This is a genomic window from Crocosphaera sp. Alani8 (genome assembly GCF_038442745.1).
Taxonomy (GTDB): domain Bacteria; phylum Cyanobacteriota; class Cyanobacteriia; order Cyanobacteriales; family Microcystaceae; genus Crocosphaera.
Window position 1 is genome coordinate 1 of the sequence record NZ_JARVCN010000216.1, and the last position, 19597, is coordinate 19597.

9 protein-coding genes are annotated in these 19597 nt (G+C 37.3%); all 9 read right to left on the reverse strand.

The genetic code is table 11. The features are described 5' to 3' along the window. Nucleotides 1-8: 8 nt before the first annotated feature. Entirely contained in the window at nt 9-2048 is a 2040-nt protein-coding gene (locus P9B04_RS13215) for a hypothetical protein (RefSeq protein WP_342055457.1), read from the reverse strand. Between the two features lie 183 nt (nt 2049-2231). Further along, on the reverse strand, nt 2232-4541 hold the full coding sequence (locus tag P9B04_RS13220) for a transglutaminase TgpA family protein (RefSeq protein ID WP_342055458.1): 2310 nt from the start codon (nt 4539-4541) through the stop codon (nt 2232-2234). Between the two features lie 348 nt (nt 4542-4889). Continuing rightward, the gene (locus tag P9B04_RS13225) at nt 4890-6449 is read right to left on the reverse strand and encodes an ArnT family glycosyltransferase (protein ID WP_342055459.1); all 1560 of its coding nucleotides are present in this window, start codon (nt 6447-6449) and stop codon (nt 4890-4892) included. 179 nt (nt 6450-6628) lie between these two features. Next, the gene (locus tag P9B04_RS13230; RefSeq protein WP_342055460.1) at nt 6629-8455 is read right to left on the reverse strand and encodes a hypothetical protein; all 1827 of its coding nucleotides are present in this window, start codon (nt 8453-8455) and stop codon (nt 6629-6631) included. Between the two features lie 40 nt (nt 8456-8495). Further along, a complete protein-coding gene (locus P9B04_RS13235) occupies nt 8496-9656 on the reverse strand; it encodes an FkbM family methyltransferase (RefSeq protein WP_342055461.1) in 1161 nt (386 codons plus the stop codon). Continuing rightward, nucleotides 9653-12664: a glycosyltransferase gene (locus P9B04_RS13240; RefSeq protein ID WP_342055462.1), complete on the reverse strand. Its 3012-nt coding sequence runs from the start codon at nt 12662-12664 to the stop codon at nt 9653-9655. Before P9B04_RS13240 ends, P9B04_RS13235 begins: the two co-directional genes overlap by 4 nt. Nucleotides 12665-13288: 624 nt before the next feature. Next, complete coding sequence (crtB, locus tag P9B04_RS13245; RefSeq protein WP_342055463.1) at nt 13289-14221, reverse strand: 15-cis-phytoene synthase CrtB; 933 nt, start codon at nt 14219-14221, stop codon at nt 13289-13291. A 139-nt stretch (nt 14222-14360) separates the two neighbouring features. Continuing rightward, nucleotides 14361-15788, reverse strand: a complete 1428-nt coding sequence (gene pds, locus P9B04_RS13250; protein WP_342055464.1) for a 15-cis-phytoene desaturase — start codon at nt 15786-15788, stop codon at nt 14361-14363. Between the two features lie 197 nt (nt 15789-15985). Beyond that, nucleotides 15986-19567 carry a methionine synthase gene (gene metH, locus P9B04_RS13255; protein WP_342055465.1) on the reverse strand — a complete coding sequence of 1194 codons (3582 nt, stop codon included), beginning with the start codon at nt 19565-19567 and terminating at the stop codon, nt 15986-15988. Between the last annotated feature and the right edge of the window lie 30 nt (nt 19568-19597).

The following is a 19597-nucleotide window of genomic DNA, read 5'->3' on the forward strand; positions in this document are numbered from 1 at the left end:
TTTGTCCCCTAACTTTCGGCGAGTCCCCCCAGACTTTTTGAGAAGCTTCGTTTAAACTTAACAGCAATTTGAAAACAATCAACTGCTTGCTGATAATCTTGTAATTCATAGAAATTATTACCCAAATTCCATAAAAATAAATCACAATTAAATTCTGGATCGTCTTCTGTGACAATCATTTCTGCTTCAGTTTTTGCTTGCTGTAAATAATCCAATTTTTGACAAGCTTGACAGCGTTTTGATTTATATAGTAATCCTGCAAACTTAGCCATTCCTGTCAACTTATGAAGATAACGAAAACAACGACTTAAAGCTTGATCAATATCTGCTTTTTTTAGATCGTTAAATGGTTGTAATAACTCATAAGGTATGGATTCTGATTCTAAAACATAATAACTCTGATCAATAGCTATCCTTATTTCTTGTAAACATTTCTTTAAAGGATAGATTAACAGAGTATCTTTGTCACTATAGATATCTAATTCACTGATAATATCTTCTACTGGCATTTTCACAATATCATCCTGTTTAAAATACCGTGACGTAAATAAACAAGATATCAATTCAATCTCACTCTCTTTTGTTCCTGCATATAACTGATGATAGAGAAATTCACTGGTATAGTCTCGCCATCTGGGATTATCATGTTGTTGTGCAGGGGAACTATTATCATAAAGTTGTTCATTTCTTCTCTTTTTAAAATAGTCAGCTAACTGTTGATGAGTTTGTCTAAATTCTTGTTCATCTTCTCGCCAAAGTTCTTGTCTAAATACATCCTTCGCTACATCATCTAAGCGATATTTACCATTAATATATTCTACAAAATCTCGCTTTATCAACCATTCAAAACAATTTACTTTTTCATCCTCTTCGTTCTTAAACTCTAAATTTTGTTGTTGCTCAACTAAATATTTTATCACTTTTTTATCAAACCAACGACAACAAGCAGACAGAGAAATAACTCGTTTTTGTGTATTATCTAAACCTTGGAGTAATAAACTAACAATGTCTTGATTTAACTGCGAGAAATCAATGTTTTCTTTTCGTTCTTTTCTGTTTCTAATTTTACCCAAATAATAAGGTAAACCTTTGGTTATTTTAAATACTTGTTTGATGGTTGACTTATCTCTACTAATATCGATTGATTGTAAATAAGTTTCTGTTTGTCCCTGATCAAATCTTTCCAAAGGACGATCATAGATAAAATTAGTATCCTGTTGTAACTTTCGCCATGATTCATTTTTTAAGATGTTATTTCTGCCAGCAATAACAACATAAACATTACTCTCAGTAAAGTTAGCATTACCTATTAAATATTTCCATAACCAAGCATCAACATCAGGAGAAACCTTTTCATAAGTATCTAACACTAAAATAACTGGTTTATTATGTTGCTTACAAGACTCAAGAAACGCCTCAGTTAGCTTAGGTAAAGGTTCTAATATCAATTCTTTTAACTCTCGTTTATCTTTAGTCTTCCTATGTTCTTGTAATAACTTTTTAACTCTATCAGCTTCTGATAAAATAATTCCAGCAGTATCAACAACAGTTTCAGCCGTTTTCTTAACAGTAGCTTCAGGTAGAGCAGCCGCAGGAGTAAATTTAGCAAATCCACTTGCACCCTCACTAATTAACTGTTTTACTAATTTTTGCTGTTCAGGATCAACCTCTTCTTTGCCTTGACTTGATGTAATCTCTAACTCATGAATAGTGTCCCAATATTTTTGATAAAGTTTTTTAAATGGGTCACTAGGAAATGATTTAATTCCTAAAAATTTATTATCAGGTAACTGCTTATACAAAACATCCATTAGTTTTATGCTGTTACCAATACCTGCGGTTCTGCCAAAAGAAACCATAGTAAAATCAGCGATATCTTTCTGATCTTCTGCCAATTTTTTGGTTAAGGTTGTCTTCCCAACTCCACCAATACCCCAAACCAGAAAAACATAATATTGCGAGTTAGTTTGCTTGTTTTCTAACTGTTTAGTGAGTTTCGTTTGCAATGCTTCAGCAGCTTCACGGGGAATATAAGGAAAGTTGAACATTGTACTGTTATTGGTTCGGAGTTTCGGGTTAACAGATAAGTTTATCCCATGAGTTTTATAATAATCTATTTTATCTGATAAATATTTTGACGTGTGACCTTGTTAAATTCTAAGTTCCCCTCCTGGGAGGGGTTAGGGGTGACTTGACTTCCAGCATTGTTAAAAAATGCTGAGTTATACAGATTAACTATTACGTTTCAAACTGTTAACTAAAGCTTTAAACTGTTGCTTTAAATAGTCAACATTTTGATCATTTTCTCCGTATCGCCAACTAACATAAGCAGAGGAAATTTCGTTAATAATTTCTGCTTGTTCCTGGGGATGTTGTTGGTAGGATACATTAACGTATTCTAAGGGAGTTTGTGCGGAGTGTTTGGGATAACCTTTTGCTTTCAGTACCCTTAACATTTCCTCGTATAATCGCACCATTGGGGGTAATTTTGCCAGACGACGATAGTAACCTAATTTCCTCAGTTGTCCCCAACCTAACCAACCCAAAAAGCCAAAACCAACAGCTAATAAAAGTCCAATTAATGTCCCTATTAAACCACTAGAAACAAATCGCCATAACCACACCAAGAAACTGATAAAACCTACAATTATTTTTGTCCAGATAAGATTGAAAAAGTTAGCTACTGGGGAAGGTAACCAACTAGCTATCCAGTTCCAAAATTGTTTTAAAACGCTAAAGGTTTGGTCTTCTTCTAAAGAGGGTGGGAATAAATCATGACCAGGAATGGCATCAAAAGCGTACCAACCATAATGAGGGAAAAAGACCTCGGTTAGCGCGTAAGCATCGGTGTTTTTAACCACATAAAAACCCGTTAAGGGATTGAATTTTCCTGCCCCAAAACCTACTGTTACCCTAGCAGGAATACCAAGCGATCGTAGCATGATTGTTAATGCAGAAGCAAAGTGATCTTGAACACCTCCTTCGTATTCAAACAAGAAGGATTCAACTAAGTCTTCATTCTCATTAAAAAAGGGTAAATCCTCTCGAATTTGATATTGTTGTTTAACCGCTTGGGTTAAGAATAAAACCTTTTCATAGGGTGAGTTAAAAGGGTTTTCTGTTTTACTTAGAATTTCTTCGGTTTTCTCCCTAACTTTATCCTCAATTTCTGGGGGAATATTGAGATAGGTTGTCTTTATTTTCTCGGAATAATCGGGGGGAGATTTTTGCAGTTCGGTTCGATCCCGATAGGGAACCTCGGAAATAACTGTGTAGGTTAATCCTTCTACTAAACCTACCGGCGATCGCAGATTATCGAGATCATCAACTCCGATTTCTTGCGCTGGAAAATAAAGATATTTTGCGAAAGAAAGGGAAGGAATAATATTAGGTAAATCCGCTACTGCTGTGTAACTTTGGATAACTCGTTTTGTTTTTATTGAAGTGTTAGGAAATCTCAGGAAAAATTTATAAGACCAAGAATCTCGTTTAACAGTATCAAAATCTTCGTCGTTAGTAATTTCCCACCCTTGTCCCGTGTAATGATCGAAGGATAAAGCTTTCCAAAATCCAGGAGATTGTGATCGCACTCTCATGACAATTTTGGGTGTCATTTCTCCCCGTAAGTTCTGATTAATTTTAGTATTAAATCCGTAATAATATGTGTCATCAACTTCTCCTTTTCCTTCAGAATTATCATTACTTTGTCCCGATCTATTTTGCTGCAATCCTTGATTTTGATTATTGTAACCTGGGTTAATAATTCCCTTATTTTGTCCCTGGAATTTTTGACTATCTGCATCTAAAGGACTATCAACGGGAAATGTTTGTAACTGATACCCTGGAAATCTTGGCATTAGGGTAAAAATAGTTAAGCCAAACACTAAAGTAATGCCAATTAATACAGCAATACTTTTAAAAGAAATAGGGGAATAATTAACAGTTTTATTAGATTTTTTCTGAGACTGAAAAGGGATTTTAAACTCCTTATCAATCACTTCTAAATCCAAGCGGGAACGATAATCTAGAACTAATGTGGGAATAGCTATTACTAAAAATAATATTAGCCAAGGAGCAAAACTAACTGTCTGAGAAATGGTTCCTGCAACCCCTAATAAAATCAATCCAATAACCATTGAATAGCCTAAGTCTTTACGTCTTGGTAAATCAAAACTATGTAAAACTTGCAGTTGAACTAACAATTCTGCTAAAACCAAACGGCTATCATTGAGGTTTCCTGCTAGGTTAATTAAAAAGAAACAAAGTACCCCTAACATAGCGATAGCTAAGAAAAATTTTAGGGTAATATTGCGTTCTTTTCGACGGTACCAACTCCAAACTCCCCCCATAATACTTAAGGGAATGGCCCAAAAACTCATCTGAGTTCCTGCTGCTATATCGGTGGCTATAATACCTACAATAACTAAACACTGCACTAAAGCACGGAAAACAACGGACTCTTCGGTTTTTGGAGGGGATGCTGATTTAATTTGTTGACGAAATTGTTGAAAGAAGGATGATTGCGTGGAGGAGTTTTTCATACAACAAGCAACGTTTAACGTTACGAAAAGTTTATATTTCTTAACAAGCTAAATGTTGACGAATAGCTTGTAATTTAAGATTTCCTTGTCGTTAATATCCTGATAAGTAAGCCGTATGTACCTTTATGCTATGGTCTATACTCTTGTCAATTATACTGCATTTATAGCGTTTCTCACACTCATGAGGTACACCCAATATTTAGGTTATAACTCCTGACTCCTGTGCGATAGCGCCGGAACGGAGTGAGGAACTCCTGACTCCTGACTCCTGACTCCTAAAACTAGAAAAATTTGTACCTCACAAGTATGGGAACTGCTATATGTCCGACTACTGATTAATTAATAACTTTAGCTCTTTTTTTCAACTGTAACTAGGCGATAACGTTCAATATCATTGATGTCTCTAAAAGAATGAATAAAGTTTTCTTGATAACCCTTATTCTCTATAATTTTTCCATCTTCTCCTAAAGGTTGATCACTATTAGACTCTCCATAAAGGAGATAAAGACAATTTGTGTTTAATGTTTCTATTTTTTCCATATCTTTAATTTGCCATCTTCCCATGTCCAACTTATTAGTTACGATGTCCACCCCATATTTATGGTATTCATTGGGAGGCATTTGGGTGAAAAATGGAATTAATATATAAGCATAAGTTCCGTAAACATGATCACTATAAACAATACATTCATAAGAAGTTTTATCAGCATAGCTGATGGTTTCTCCTAGAGTTGATAACCAAACATCTGTGTGCCAACGGGGGTATTCAAATACATATCTCTGAGAATAGATGGCTACGTTAGTAAATATAATTGCTATCAGTAAAAAGCTAACTACTTGTTTCCAGATCCCCGGAGAAAACTCAATTATTTTGCTAGTAGCATAACCAGATATTATTGCAAATAAGGGAGTACCCACTAAAGTTCTAACCGCACTATCTGGAGAGATAAAAGCAGCAGGAATAGGATACAATATTAACCAAGAATACAATATATATTTGGCAGGGGTTTTTTCTCGGATTAAAAGAAGTAAACCTCCTAAAAGTAAGGGAATTTGATAACTATAAAGTCCAGCAGTATTATTAATCTTGTGACGAGGGCTGGGATCACCTTCAAAAAATAGAAAATCGAAATTAAAATAGGAAAAATAATCACTAACAATTTTATTAAAGTCTGTTTGAATACCAACTGTATTAGCTCTTGCCATTCCTTCGGGGGATAATTGATAGATTAGTTGAGGAATAAACAATACAGAAAAAGTAATCAAAGCTAAAAATGTATAATGTTTATTCTTCCAAAGATGTTCTCTATAGGTGAAGATTAAACACAACATAAATAAAGGTATAAAAACTCTGGCTGAATTATAGGTGTAGATACTAAGAGCAAATATAAAACTGGAACCAATTAACCATTTAGGGTTTTTAAGACTTTTAAAGAATAATAATAAGGCCAAACAAAATAAACATGGAACTAAGATAGCTCGAAAAGTAACACGGCTAAAGTGAATATGCCAAGGTAATACGGCTAAAAATAGAGCAGATAATAGAGCCGTTTTCTGATTAAAAATTTCTTTGGCTAGATGATAAACAATAAAAACAGTTAAGGTTCCGATGACAGCAGAGGTTATTCTAGCTCCAAATGGGTTTAATCCAAATAGTTTAATAAAAGGAACCATGAGGTACATAAAAAGTCCTTCACGGTAATCGTTAGCTGACTTAAAATATAGAGGTAAAAACTCTCCATATTGATCCCGTGAGGTATTAAGAATAGAATAAGCATCATAAGCATTTGATGCTTCATCGGTAAAAAAACCGTTAGGAATATTTCCTAAAAATAATACCCTTAAAAGGAAAGCTATAATTATAATAGTAGCTAGAGATACAAGAGGATATTTTTCAAACTTTAGCATTTGTTGAACCAATATTTTTTATATGGTAGATAAGTGATTTATAGCATTTCTCATACTTGTGAGGTACAGAGGTTATCACTTTGAGGCAGGAGGCAGGGGGCAGGAGGCAGGAGTTAGGTGTACCTCATGAGTCCGATAAAAGCTATATATTTTTTGGAATAAGAACAAATTTCTTACACTTATTTCAAAATTTTTCTACCTTTACATCGTTCTTCAACAACTTCTGGTAAGTCAAACTCAGCCATAATTGAATATTCATAGGGAGGATGAAAGTAAGATGTATATAGGAAAGGATGAGGTGCTTTTCCAACAATACAAACCTCTTCACCGTCTTTGATGCTTCTAAGCATATCCTGGTCAATTATATCCGTTCTTTTTACTTGCTGATCAAAAGAAGCAAATTCAGGAATTGTAAAAAAGTAACGAGTTTTGGTAATAAAAATCACCATAAATACTGTGGCAATTAATCCAAAATTTCGAGGATTAATAAACTTTTGGGCAGGTTTTTCTTTAGTAATACGGCAGACTAAATAACAGTTCAAGCTAACAAGAACCATCATCCAATACATATAGTATCTTAATTCATAAGCTTGGGGAAATAAAGGGGTAAATAAGGTTATTAAACCCATAATAATTGCTGCTACCCTGGACTCAATATCAAATTTTCTCCAGCATAAATAAATAAATAATAAGAGGTTGAAAACAACATAACCTCCAAAATAACCCCCCAAACCAAATCTTTCTTCATCCCAAGAAATAAAGTCCATTGCTAAAGTCCAAGGCCAAGGCCTTCTGCTGTCAAAAGCATCAATTTCTAATACTGATCTTCCCCAACGTAAATGACGAGGAAGTTTCCTGAGGTTTTCGTGCATAAAGCTAGGAGGTGCTTCATTATGATTGAGAACAATTCCTGCGATTTCTATTTTAACTGGATAAAATGGGTTAGAGTAAACTACTATATTTTTTATGGGTGTGATAAATATAATTACGCTTGCTAAGGAACAGAGTAATAAAGTTTGTGATAATTTAATGAATCTATTTTGACTACTAGCATTTGCTTTCCAGCATTGAAGAACTATTTTTGGTAAAACGCCACATAAAATCAAGAAAACTACTGGCATTAACTGAAATTTTGTGTTAGCCGCCATAGTAGCTGAAACGAAGATAAGCAAGGCAGTTTTTTGATTAAATTTAACTTTATTAGTATATAAAAAGTAAGTTGTTAGAATTAGTATAGAAATACAAACGTTACCTGGTAAGTCAATATAGCTTCTCCCTGCGTGCATATGAACCATAGGGATTGCCAACATAGAAAGAGAGGCTAAATAGAAAGGTATTTTGATATAAAATTTGAGATAGGCGATAAAAGTTAATAAACTAAAATAGCATAATAAGTTAGTTGCTTCTGGCCTACGAAAAACAGTCCAAAATAGTCCTTGTAACCAGTTAGCTAATAAAGGAAAGCCTTGAAAACGATGCTCAATATTTTTTTCAAAAGTAAATTGTTCAGGAGAGATAATCCCCCACACTCTAGCTGCAAATGGTATGTGATACATAAAAGCATCCCCACCATAATTGGCATCAAAAAAACTAATTAGGGAAATAGAAGTCAAAACTAATCCTGACAAGATAGTTAGGACTGTTTCTATCTTAATGACCGATAGACTAGCTATTAATTTATCAAGTAATTGATTGAGATTTTTGAAATTTTTAGTATGCTGTAAATCAAAAGCTTTTATAAAATTAAACCCAAGGAAAATAATTCCTGAAAGACCCAAACATACTCTTAAAATCCTCAATGGATTGGCATCTATATAACCCAGATAACCAACTATTCCTAACATTAAGGTTAGAGAAATACAACTAACTCCCCAAATAAGTAAAGATTGATTGGTTAATTTATAAAGACTAGGGAAATTTTTTAAGGCACTTTGGTTAGTCTGGGTGAAAAAAATACACCCAAACAAAATAGATCCTATGAAAAAACTCAAAAGTGGGACTAGCATGATGTCAAATTAGTTTTTATGTTATTATTAAAAGATAATCTTAGAAATAAAGGTTAGTATCCATATTTTTAAAGTCCTTAATTTCAGTAATCTTTGCCCCTTGGATTGAGAGTGTGTCATCAAAAGTTTCGTTGAGAAAATCAAAATAAAGGTCAATTTTTGTTGTCTCAGAAATATGAATTATCCAATCACGATAACTAGAGGCTAATAGATTACTATAGGCATGATAACGAAAGATAGGCTTGTCCCCTATTTTAACACCACAAGTTAAGTCGTTATTGGTTCCCTCTGCTGTAAAGAATACATCAATTAGATAACGTCCTCTATCCAAAATCAAAGGACTTTTTAAGCCAATGGAAATCTTATCTTTAGTTTGAAAATCCTCTGCATCTAAAGTGGTTATTTCCTGAAAGTTAAAAGGAGGATTATAGGGAACTTCCGATAAACGATCTCGATGAATATAAAGATTGTTGCGGATACCTACTCCTGGGGGATAATCTTTGGCATTTTCAATAATTTGATAAGTATTCAAATCGATGGAAATATACCCTTTTTCTAACAAGAAATCTAAACAACGAGTATCTTCTGGTTGGGTTTCTAAAATTAAGTGGGGTTTAGCTGTCTCAATGGTTTTACTCATACCCTTAATAGCATCGAATTCAGCACCCTCAATGTCCATTTTCACCAAGTTGGGAACTAATTTGATATGCTCTACAAAATCATCTAAGGCAATAGTTGAAACCTCATAACCTTGCGTTCCTGTGGATTGTTCTGCGTAGATACTATCGTTGAGATGACTACCTAAATAAATAGGAACTTTACTGTAAGATTTATAGTAAACAGCAGCATGAAATAACTGCACATTACTACACCCACTAAGAACAATATTTCTCTGACATTTATCAACAATGCGAGGACTTGCTTCAAAGGAGCAAACCACCCCTTTAGGTCCAACCATACGAGACATAACGGTGGTTAAACCGCCAAAGTTTGCCCCTACATCAAAAACGACATCCCCAGGACAACACAAGTCCCTGAGAGCTAATTGTACAGGAGGCTCCCAAAAGTTGCCTTGATACCAAGGAGAAATGCCATACATTCGGACTTCTTCGAGTTTTTGATTAAGTCCTAATTGTTGATCAATTTCTGGTGCTAAACCTTTACTAAGTTTCGCTTTTAACCACTCTTTAAGTTTTTTCATGATTCGAATTTCTCCACTTTTGTTAACCATAGAAATGCGTGCTGTTCGTGACGATTATCATTAAAAATTCGATAATCTGGTTTCAAACCTAGGGATTTTTCTTCATCCCAAGTACCTAAGTGTTCCTGTTCTATTTGCTTAGCTAATTTTTGAGTTTGTAAAACTTTTTTAAACGGTGAAAATCGAGATAATTTAGGCATCCAGTCTAGAGAACGATAAGCTTCTAATAAAGTTTCAATGCCCCTAAAATACTGTAAAGCTTGTGATTGGGGGTTAATTTCTTTTAAGTACAAACTCAAATTATAAGCATAATCTAAATCGCTACTAACATGACCGCAATAGGATTTACGATAGGCTAAAGATAAGTAAATTAATTGTTCTAATTCTTCTGCACTACGATTGGCAAAAGCATAGCGAACACCGGCTAGTGTACGATGAACGTACCAAGCTCTCATGTCCTCGATTTCAGCCGCAGGACTTTGGGTGGTTCTTTCGTCGGGATAATTCCAAAAAACTCCCAAAGTTCTATCAATTACTTTACTCTTAATCTGAGGTAATACTCGACTCTTAAATTCTGTGTCCCCTGCTCCTCGAAATGTGCCATCATAGTAACCGAAACGGTCATGAATCGAGCGACGATATAAAGCACCAACCCAAGATAAATAACAGGTTTCTAAATAGATTAAATCCTGTTTGTAGGGGGTACGTTTATAGGGCATAATGTCGTCCACCCAGTTGCCTTTTTTATCCACATTAGTGACTAAACTATGACCGATAACCCAATCAATATCTAGGTTATTATCTAGCTCATTAGCTAAGGTTTCTAGAGCGTCTGGTAAGATAGTTTCATCCACACCTAAAAAGGATAAATAGGGTGATTTGGCCAGGGAAATACCTCGATTCCAAGCGGTTTGAATAGTCTCTCTAGCTTGCGATCGCACATAAAGTATGGATAAATTTAATTCTGGTGCCAGTTGTTTGAAAACTTCGTATTCATCCCCTGGGGAACCACTATCCACTAAAATAACTTCTCCAAACCCTGATCGCATCAAGCTTTGATGTTGTAAGGTTTTCAGGAATAGGGGTAGCTTATCCGCTGCATTGTACAAGGAAACGATAACACTGACGCGATAGTTGGATTTATCTCGGCGATCATCTACTATTTCGTATTCCCAATCTTGGTTGTGTAGATTCATTTGACGGGCTTTTTCGATGAAATCATAACATCTTTCTTCCCTTTGCCCTGTTTTCCCGTACATTGCTTCGATAACTTCTACTTCACGGCTAAAACCTTTATCCTGTAACACTCTTAAGACATAGGAAAGATCCCCAAAGCGATCGCCGTCTAGGAGACGGAAACCCCTTAGCTTGTAGGTGGCTGCCACTAAATCATTGCCCCGTAATTCTTCGAGACGGGCAAGTTCACGCCATGCCCTCACCCGATCCACACGATAACCATTTCTCAGCTTGTCGCGCCACCCTTGTTGTTCCGAAGCAAAATCAGAAGCTAATTTCCAACCGTCTTTAACTTTGTTACCTAAATCTTTTTGATTTAATTCTGAGGCATTGAATAGGTTTTTATAGCGTTTATAGAGGTTAACAGACCTAACAGTTTGAGCCGTTTTCGTATCTTCGAGGGGTTTTTTGAGTCTAGCTTTTGTTTCTCCTAATGTTTTTTTCAGTTGCTTATAAGTAGGTTTGATTTGAGCTTTAAGCTGAGATTTAACCTCTTTAACAACAGGAATTTTCGATAAGCTAAACCCAAGTTGACAGGCTTCCCAATAGCTATATAGTTGTCTATACCATTGGTTTAATTCTGACTCTGTTTCCTGGTGGCAACTGGTGCTACTGTTATAGATATCTTCTAAGGTTGGATCTTTAATTTCTAAGTCAGCGTTGGAAATTTTATTGACTAAGTTTTGCCTGTAATCCTCATAATTATCTAAAACTTGCTGAATATCCCCAAGAGAGCTATAAATATTATCAATATCAATCTTAATAAAAGGAATTTCTGGGAAGGATTCTTCTAGAAAACGACAGACTCCTGCACCACTACCAATAGCTGTCGGACACCCCGAAAATAGAGATTCTAAAGCTACTAAATTTAAGGTATCGTATCGGGAAGGCAAAAAGCTCAAGGACTTACTGGCAAATAATTCCCCTAATTCTGCCCGTTTCATTGGGGGACATACAAATAATTTTTTGTGGCGATTATTTATTTTCTCTCTCAAATAAGTTTCGGAGGATTTTGTTTGATCCGAGTTATAACTATTTGGTCCAATAACTTGCGCTTTACTGTAGCTTTTATCCGATAACCACCAAACCAAATCGATAAAAATATCTGGTCCTTTTCTTCTCTCTGTTCGACCAATAAAATTGAGACTTGGAGGTTGTTCCGATGGTAAGCAAAAAGTAGGCCGCGGAAGATCAAAAAAGTGTAGAGGGTGATAATAATAACTGTTAAATTCCGCTATATCCTCTCGCCATTCATCCAAATAACTTTTACTAATTCCGTAGCGAATATCCACAACTTTGTACTGCATTTTTTCTTGCAGATCAAGAGGAATATTGGCTTTTCCCCAGTCAAACCAATCTAAAGTGAGGGTTTTGGATATTTTACCGTGCATCGACAATGCGAGGCGATTAAACTTTACTTGATACTGTTGTAATGCCGGCTTTAAAAACATACCCCACTGATCATAGTCCGGTACATCAACTATGTCGAATTGTTGATTAGCAACAGAAGCTGCGATGTTACTAGCCATCACAAAAGCTTTTTCTACCCATTTAGGGGGTGTTACTTCAAAAAAGTTTTTAAAGTCACTAAGTAAAAATTGTTCTTTGTAGGGAATAGCCCTAGCATTGCTTGGTTTAGGACTGTTTGCAGGTTCTTTTTCTGCCAGATAATAAAACTGAATTTGAGGATTTTTTTTAATAATACTCCGATAAAAGGTTTGACCACCGCCAACCTTACTAAATAAATCGAAATCAGCAATCAGGACTTTCATAATATACTAATTAATCACTTTCTATGGTTTTGCCTTGGTTGACAGAATCAATTAATTCTTGGATTAAGGCTAATGATGGCATCCGTAAGATATTAATCACAACTCGAAGGTTTGTCAACTGCCAATTAGTTGACAACAACCGATGTAAAATAAGCTATGAAGTTTTTGTCATAGAAAATGTAATCTAAAATTAGATGTCAATGCTGTTGCTGACGTTGATTTCTGCTTAAAAGTTCCTGGTAAAGTCAGTCTACTGATATCTTGCACAAGTATAGAAAAACTTAAATTAGTCAGCAGTTCCTCACTCCGTTCCGACGCTATCGCACAGCAGTCAGCAGTCAGCAGTCAGCAGTTCCTCACTCCGTTTCGGCGCTATCGCACAGCGTTCGGCTTTTAGCTAAGAGATTAAAGCGTTAAGCATTCGTTTAATCTTACTCACAGTAGATGATAGGGATTGATATGTTTCAGCTGATGGCTGATAGCTGAACCCTTACAAACTAGCCAGTTTTATCGAAGGTGCAAGATGTGAGTCTAGTTATTTTTAAGAATTTGAGTAAAACAAAAACCAAAAAGGGGGAGTTGACAAGTTAACAACACCACCCAATCTAGAAAATAAAATATAGTTTATAGAACCTGGGATCTTAACCACGCAAGAGGAATATAAAGCATTTTTTTGGGAGTTCTCACAAAAGCTCGTTGAGTGAACACGTCATAATCGTTGGCTTCGATGACATTGAGAATACCTTGATATAACATCAAAGCAGCCCAAACTGGCCAACGAGAGTCCCTTGAAAGCAGACGAATGCCCCTTTCTGCATCCTTATAATATTGTCTGGCTCGTTGGATCTCAAAACGCATCAACTCGCGCCAACGATCATCGATGACTCCTTTCAACAAATCCGTTTCTGTGTAGTTGAAACGCTCTAAATCTTCCAAAGGTAAATAAATACGTCCCCGTTGAGCGTCTTCTCCCACATCCCGTAAGATATTGGTTAATTGATTGGCAATACCTAAAGCGATGGCCTCTTCTTTAGGAATATAGGGTTCATTTTCTTTATTCCAAGGGCTAACAGAGGAGTTTTTCTCTATTCCTAAGACAGCATTAGACATTAATCCTACCGTTCCTGCCACCCGATAACAATAAAGTTTCAGGTCTTCAAACGTTTCATAACGGTTGCGGTAGAGATCCATGTGTTGTCCGGCAATCATGTCCTCAAAGGGTTCTATTTCCACAGGAAACCGTTGTAAGGTATCCACCAGGGCAACGTCCTCGTCGTCCAGGGGTTCTCCTTTGAACAAGTGTTCAAGATGGTTGTGCCACTGTTGTAGGGTTTCTGGGGTGGTAAATTTTGCCTGGGGACCATCGACTAATTCATCTGTACGGCGACACCAAACATAGATCGCCCAGATAGCCCGTCGTTTCTCTGGTGGCATTAACAGGGTTCCCAGATAAAAGGTTTTTGAATATTTCTGGGTAATTTGACGACAACGTTCGTAGGACTCTTCCACAGAGGCCAGCATTTTGGGGGGTTGGGTGGGTTTAGGCAATTGTAGCATTCAGCACAGGCAGAATGGTTTTCTATAGTAATCGGTATGTAATGGGATTTTATGACCGTTAGACTTTTAGCATTGTCCCATTCATTGACCGTTTCGTCATTATGTTGGACAAAGTTCTTGGTCAGTGACAATTCAATAACTAGACTAAAGAGGCTTCTTTGGTCTCTTCAGAGCTTGATGGGGACTTTTTGGCTGGATAGTCTTGCGCTAGGGTTTGGGCGGCTAGTTTACCGGATAATACGGCTCCTTCCATGCTTCCTAAATATTTTTGCATGGTGAAATCCCCTGCCAAGTAGAAGTTAGCAATGGGAGTTTTTTGGGAAGGACGATAAGCTTGTCTGCCGGGGGTAGCTTTGTAGACAGAACGGGGGGTTTTAACAACGTGATATTTGAGTAAATTAGCTCTGTCTTCTCCTGTAAAGTGTTGGGGGAAGAGTCGTTTAATTTCTGCCATTGTGGCATCAATAATGGCTTCATCGGAGGCGGTGATCCAATCGTGTGCCGGAGCTAAAACTAACTCTAACATGGAGCGATCGGGGTCGGCGTATTCTTTACAGGTGTTACTCATGTCCGCATAGACGCTAAGTAGGTCGGAACGGGAGAACAAGAGGTGATCGATGTCGGTGAGTTTGCGATCGAACCAAAGATGGAGGTTAATCACAGGAACCCCTTCTAACCCTTCTAATTTATTAAATTCCTCTAGTTGTCGCCAAGGTTTGGGTAGCATCACCTTTAAGGGGTCAACTGGCATAGCAGAGATATACAAGTCGGCTTCAAATACTTGGTCGGGTTGCCCGTTGAGTCCTCTGAGAAGGAACCCTTTGACGGTGTTATCGTCGTTGAGTAATATTTCTTTTAAGGGGGCATTTAGTCTCACTTCTCCGCCCCTTTCGGTAATGTAATTAACTAGTGGTTGGCAGAGTCTCTCGGTGGGGGAACCATCGAGGAAGGCCATTTTAGAGCCGTTTTTCTCTTGTAAGAAGCGGTTGAGGGCAGTTAAAAGAATGGTGGCAGAAATTTCGTCGGGGTCAATAAAGTTTAAGGCCTTTGACATGGCGATAAAGACTTCTTTTTCTACCCTAGCGGGAATATTTTGTTTTTTGAGCCACTCGGACCAGGAATATTGATCCATCTCTTCAACGTAGCTTTGACCCCGTATAATGGCAGGGAGTAAACCCAAACCGAATTTGATTTTCTCTTCCCAGGTCAACATATCGTTATTGCGTAAAATAGCCACAATACCGTTAACTGGGGCAGGAATATCGGGGAAATCAAACCGTGAGTAGGTTCCAGGAGTTTCCAGTTGGTTGAAGATCATTGTGTGTTCTTTCCACTGCAAACGATCTTCAATTCCTAATTCTTTAAATAATTGCAACATATTGGGATAGGCCCCGAAGAAGATATGGAGTCCTGTTTCGTACCAGTCTCCGTCTTCATCTTTCCAGGCGGCTACTTTACCACCGAGGACATCTCTTCTCTCTAGGACAACAGGGGTGTGTCCTGCATCCACTAGGTATTTGGCACATGAAAGTCCGGCTAAACCGGCACCGGCGATCGCAACTCGCATCTATTTTTTTTCTCTCTAAAGGTTTATGTCTTACTCATTATACTTTGCATTTCGTAACATTTTGTTTTGATCTAGAAATTTTCTCTATCTCTTTCTAGTTGAGGTCAAGAGTTTCCTAGTTCCCCTGCAACAACCAACCCTTTAATCATATCCAGTCAGAGAAAAATTGAAGAAGATGTAGCAGGGGATTAGGGGTTTTAGGCACTGAAGTATTTAGCCACAGGATTATAGGCGATAATGGCGGTGGTGGACTGTTCTGGATAGATTTGCTCGCTTTCGTCCATATACATATTAATGCGATCGCACCCCATGACTTCTAATTGTTTATACTGATCTTCGATGTTAGGACAAGCGGGATATCCGAAGCTGTAACGGGAACCTTGATAGTGTTGTTTCAGCATTGCTCGAATATTATCGGGTTCTTTCTCAGAAAATCCTAATTCTCGGCGTATTCTGGCGTGTGTCCATTCCGCTAAGGCTTCGGCGGTTTGCACAGCCATACCGTGATAGTAGAGGTAGTTGGCGTAATCGTTGGCTGCAAATAGTTTTTGAGCGTATTCTGTAGCCACTTCCCCTACTGTAACGGCTTGCATGGGAAAGACATCTATTTTACCCGATTCTTTGGTAACAAAGAAGTCCGCAATACAAAGACGACGACCAGATTTTTGACGAGGAAAATCTATTTTCCAGATGTGTTCTAAATCTTCTGGGATTTTATTGTCAGCATTCTTAACAATTTCTGGATCGTAAATTAGTAAACTATTGTCTTGAGATTGGCAAGGAAAGTAACCGTAAATTACCGTAGGATGTAACAAGTTTTCTGAGGTTACTTTCTGTTTCCATTCTTCTAAAATGGGATAAACTTTCTCTGCTAAAAACTCTTCGTATTCTTCCCGTGACTGTTCTTTAGGTTTACGAAATTGCCATTGACCTGCTATTAATGCTTGTAAATCCAGGTACCAGAAAAGCTCATTTAAGTCAAATTCTTCTGGTTTTAAGACTTTTGTTCCCCAAAATGGCGGCGTTGCTGGTTCCAGTATTTCAACTGCTTCTGATCGTTTTATATCGATAACTATTGGAGTTTCTGAATCCCCAGATTTACCATTTTTTTCAGCAACTTTTTCAGCCGCTTTTTCGCCCCTTTCTTCTTGAAAGAGACTATTTTCTTCATTAAATTCTCCTGAAAATCCTTGCAAATTATCCCAGCTTTTTGATGCTTTTGCTGGCATTAATTTGTCCATAAAATGTAGGTCAGAGAAAGCATCTTTTCCATAAACGACTTTACCTTTATAGGTATTTTGACAGTCTTCATAGACAAATTTTGGCGTTAATGCGGCACCTCCTAAAATAATAGGAACGTCAATTCCTCGTTCATTAAAGACCTCTAAATTATCCTTCATAAATGCTGTAGATTTCACCAACAAACCACTCATAGCGATACAGTCTGGTTGATGTTCTTCATAAGCTTGGATAATATTTTCTACTGGTTGTTTAATCCCTAGATTAATGACTTTATAGCCGTTATTAGAGAGGATGATGTCAACTAAATTTTTACCGATATCATGAACGTCCCCTTTCACGGTTGCAATGACAAATTTTCCTTTGCCACTATCATTGCTCTCTCCTTCTTCTTTATCCATAAAGGGTTCTAGATAAGCAACAGCAGCTTTCATGGTTTGTGCAGACTGTAGCACGAAAGGTAACTGCATTTGTCCGGAACCAAATAATTCCCCGACTGTTTTCATTCCATCTAATAAAAAGACGTTAATTACATCTAGGGGAGGATACTGTTTTAAAGCGGTTTCCAGTGCCTCTTCTAACCCTAACCTTTCCCCATCTATAATATGTTGTTTTAAACGTTCTTCTATGGGTAATTTAGCTGTTTGAGAAGCATCTTTTTTCGTTGTTTTCCCTGCGAATAGTTCTGTTAATTTCGTCAGGGGGTCATAAGTACAAATCTCACCATCAAACTCTCGCAAGTCGTAAATTAAATCCCGACAAACTTTTTGATGTTCCTCTTCAATTTTTGCTAGGGGTAAAATTTTACTTGCGCTAACAATAGCACCGTCTAAACCTACTTGCATTGACTCGTACAAAAATATCGAGTTTAAAACTTGTCTAGCGGCAGGGTTTAAACCGAAGGAAATATTAGAAATACCCAAGAGGATATGACAACCAGGTAATTCCTCTCGGATGCGTTTTATGGAGTCAATAGTAGCTTTTCCGTTTTCCCTGTCCTCTTCTATCCCTGTTGAAATGGGTAATGCTAAAGGGTCAAAGAAAATTTCATGGGCAGAAATTCCGTATTCTACAGCTGCATCGTAAGCACGTTTAGCAATCTCAAATTTCTTGTCTGCGGTACGTCCCATTCCGTCTTCATCGATGGTTCCAACTACCACACCGGCACCATATCTTTTGGCTAATTCTAATACCTGAATAAACCGTTCCTCTCCATCTTCGTAGTTGGTGGAGTTGAGAATACATTTACCACCAGCAACCTTTAAACCTGACTCCATTTTTTGCCATTCTGTGGAGTCTAACATCAAAGGAAGGGTAACATTATTGACTAAACGAGAGGCTAAATTGTGCATATCTCGCACCCCATCTCGTCCCACATAATCCACGTTCACATCTAAGACGTGGGCCCCTTCTTTTACCTGAGATTTAGCTAAGGAAACTAAACTATCCCAGTCTTCAGCATCTAACAATTTACGGCATTTCTTGGAACCACTGGCGTTTAATCTTTCCCCAATAATCAAGAAGGAATTATCTTGAATATAGGGTTGGGTGCTATAAATTGAAGCTGCCGAAGGTTCATAGTCAGGATGACGTTCTTTGGGTGTTAATTCTCGAGAAAGTTCTGATAAAGATTGAATATGAGCAGGACGAGTTCCACAACATCCCCCAATAATTTGTACTCCTAAATCTTCGATGAAGTGCATTAACGCCATCTTTAATTCTATAGGAGTTAAACGATAATGCGCTTGTCCCCCCACGTTCTCGGGTAAACCTGCGTTGGGAATACAAGAAATAATGAAAGGAGAATGTTCCGATAAATATTTAATATGTTCTTTCATCTGTTCGGGACCAGTTGCACAATTGAGTCCCAAAATGTCTATGTTATAGGGTTCTAAAATGGCTAAAGCTGCGCTTATTTCTGTTCCTACTAACATTGTCCCCATAGTTTCCATTGTGATTGAAACCATCAGGGGTAACCGTTTTCCCTTCTTCTCAAAAACCTCTTCTACTGCGTTTAAAGCGGCTTTTATTTGCAACACATCCTGACAAGTCTCAATCAGTAATAAATCTGCACCTCCGTCGTATAACCCTTCTCCTTGTTCAACGTAAGAGTCTTTTAGGGTGTCAAAGTCGATATGGCCTAAGGTGGGTAACTTTGTCCCTGGACCCATAGAACCGGCAACAAAACGGGGTTTCTCTGGAGTAGAATAATCAATTGCCATTTTTTTGGCGATTTCAGTTGCTTTTCTATTCAAATAGTAAGCTTTATCTGCTAAATCATACTCTGCAAGGACGATAGAAGTTCCTCCGAAGGTATCGGTTTCGATAACATCTGCACCCACTTCCAAAAACCCTCGGTGTACCTTTTTCACTGCTTCGGGTTTGCTATGAACTAGATATTCGTTGCATCCTTCATATTCTGGTCCTCCGAAGTCTTCTGCAGTCAAGTTTTGACTTTGTAATGAGGTTCCTGTTGCACCGTCAAACACAAGTACGGGACGTTGAGGACTATTGAGATGATTGAGGAAGGTACTATTCATGGATGTGATAACGTTGCAGGCTAAGTATTA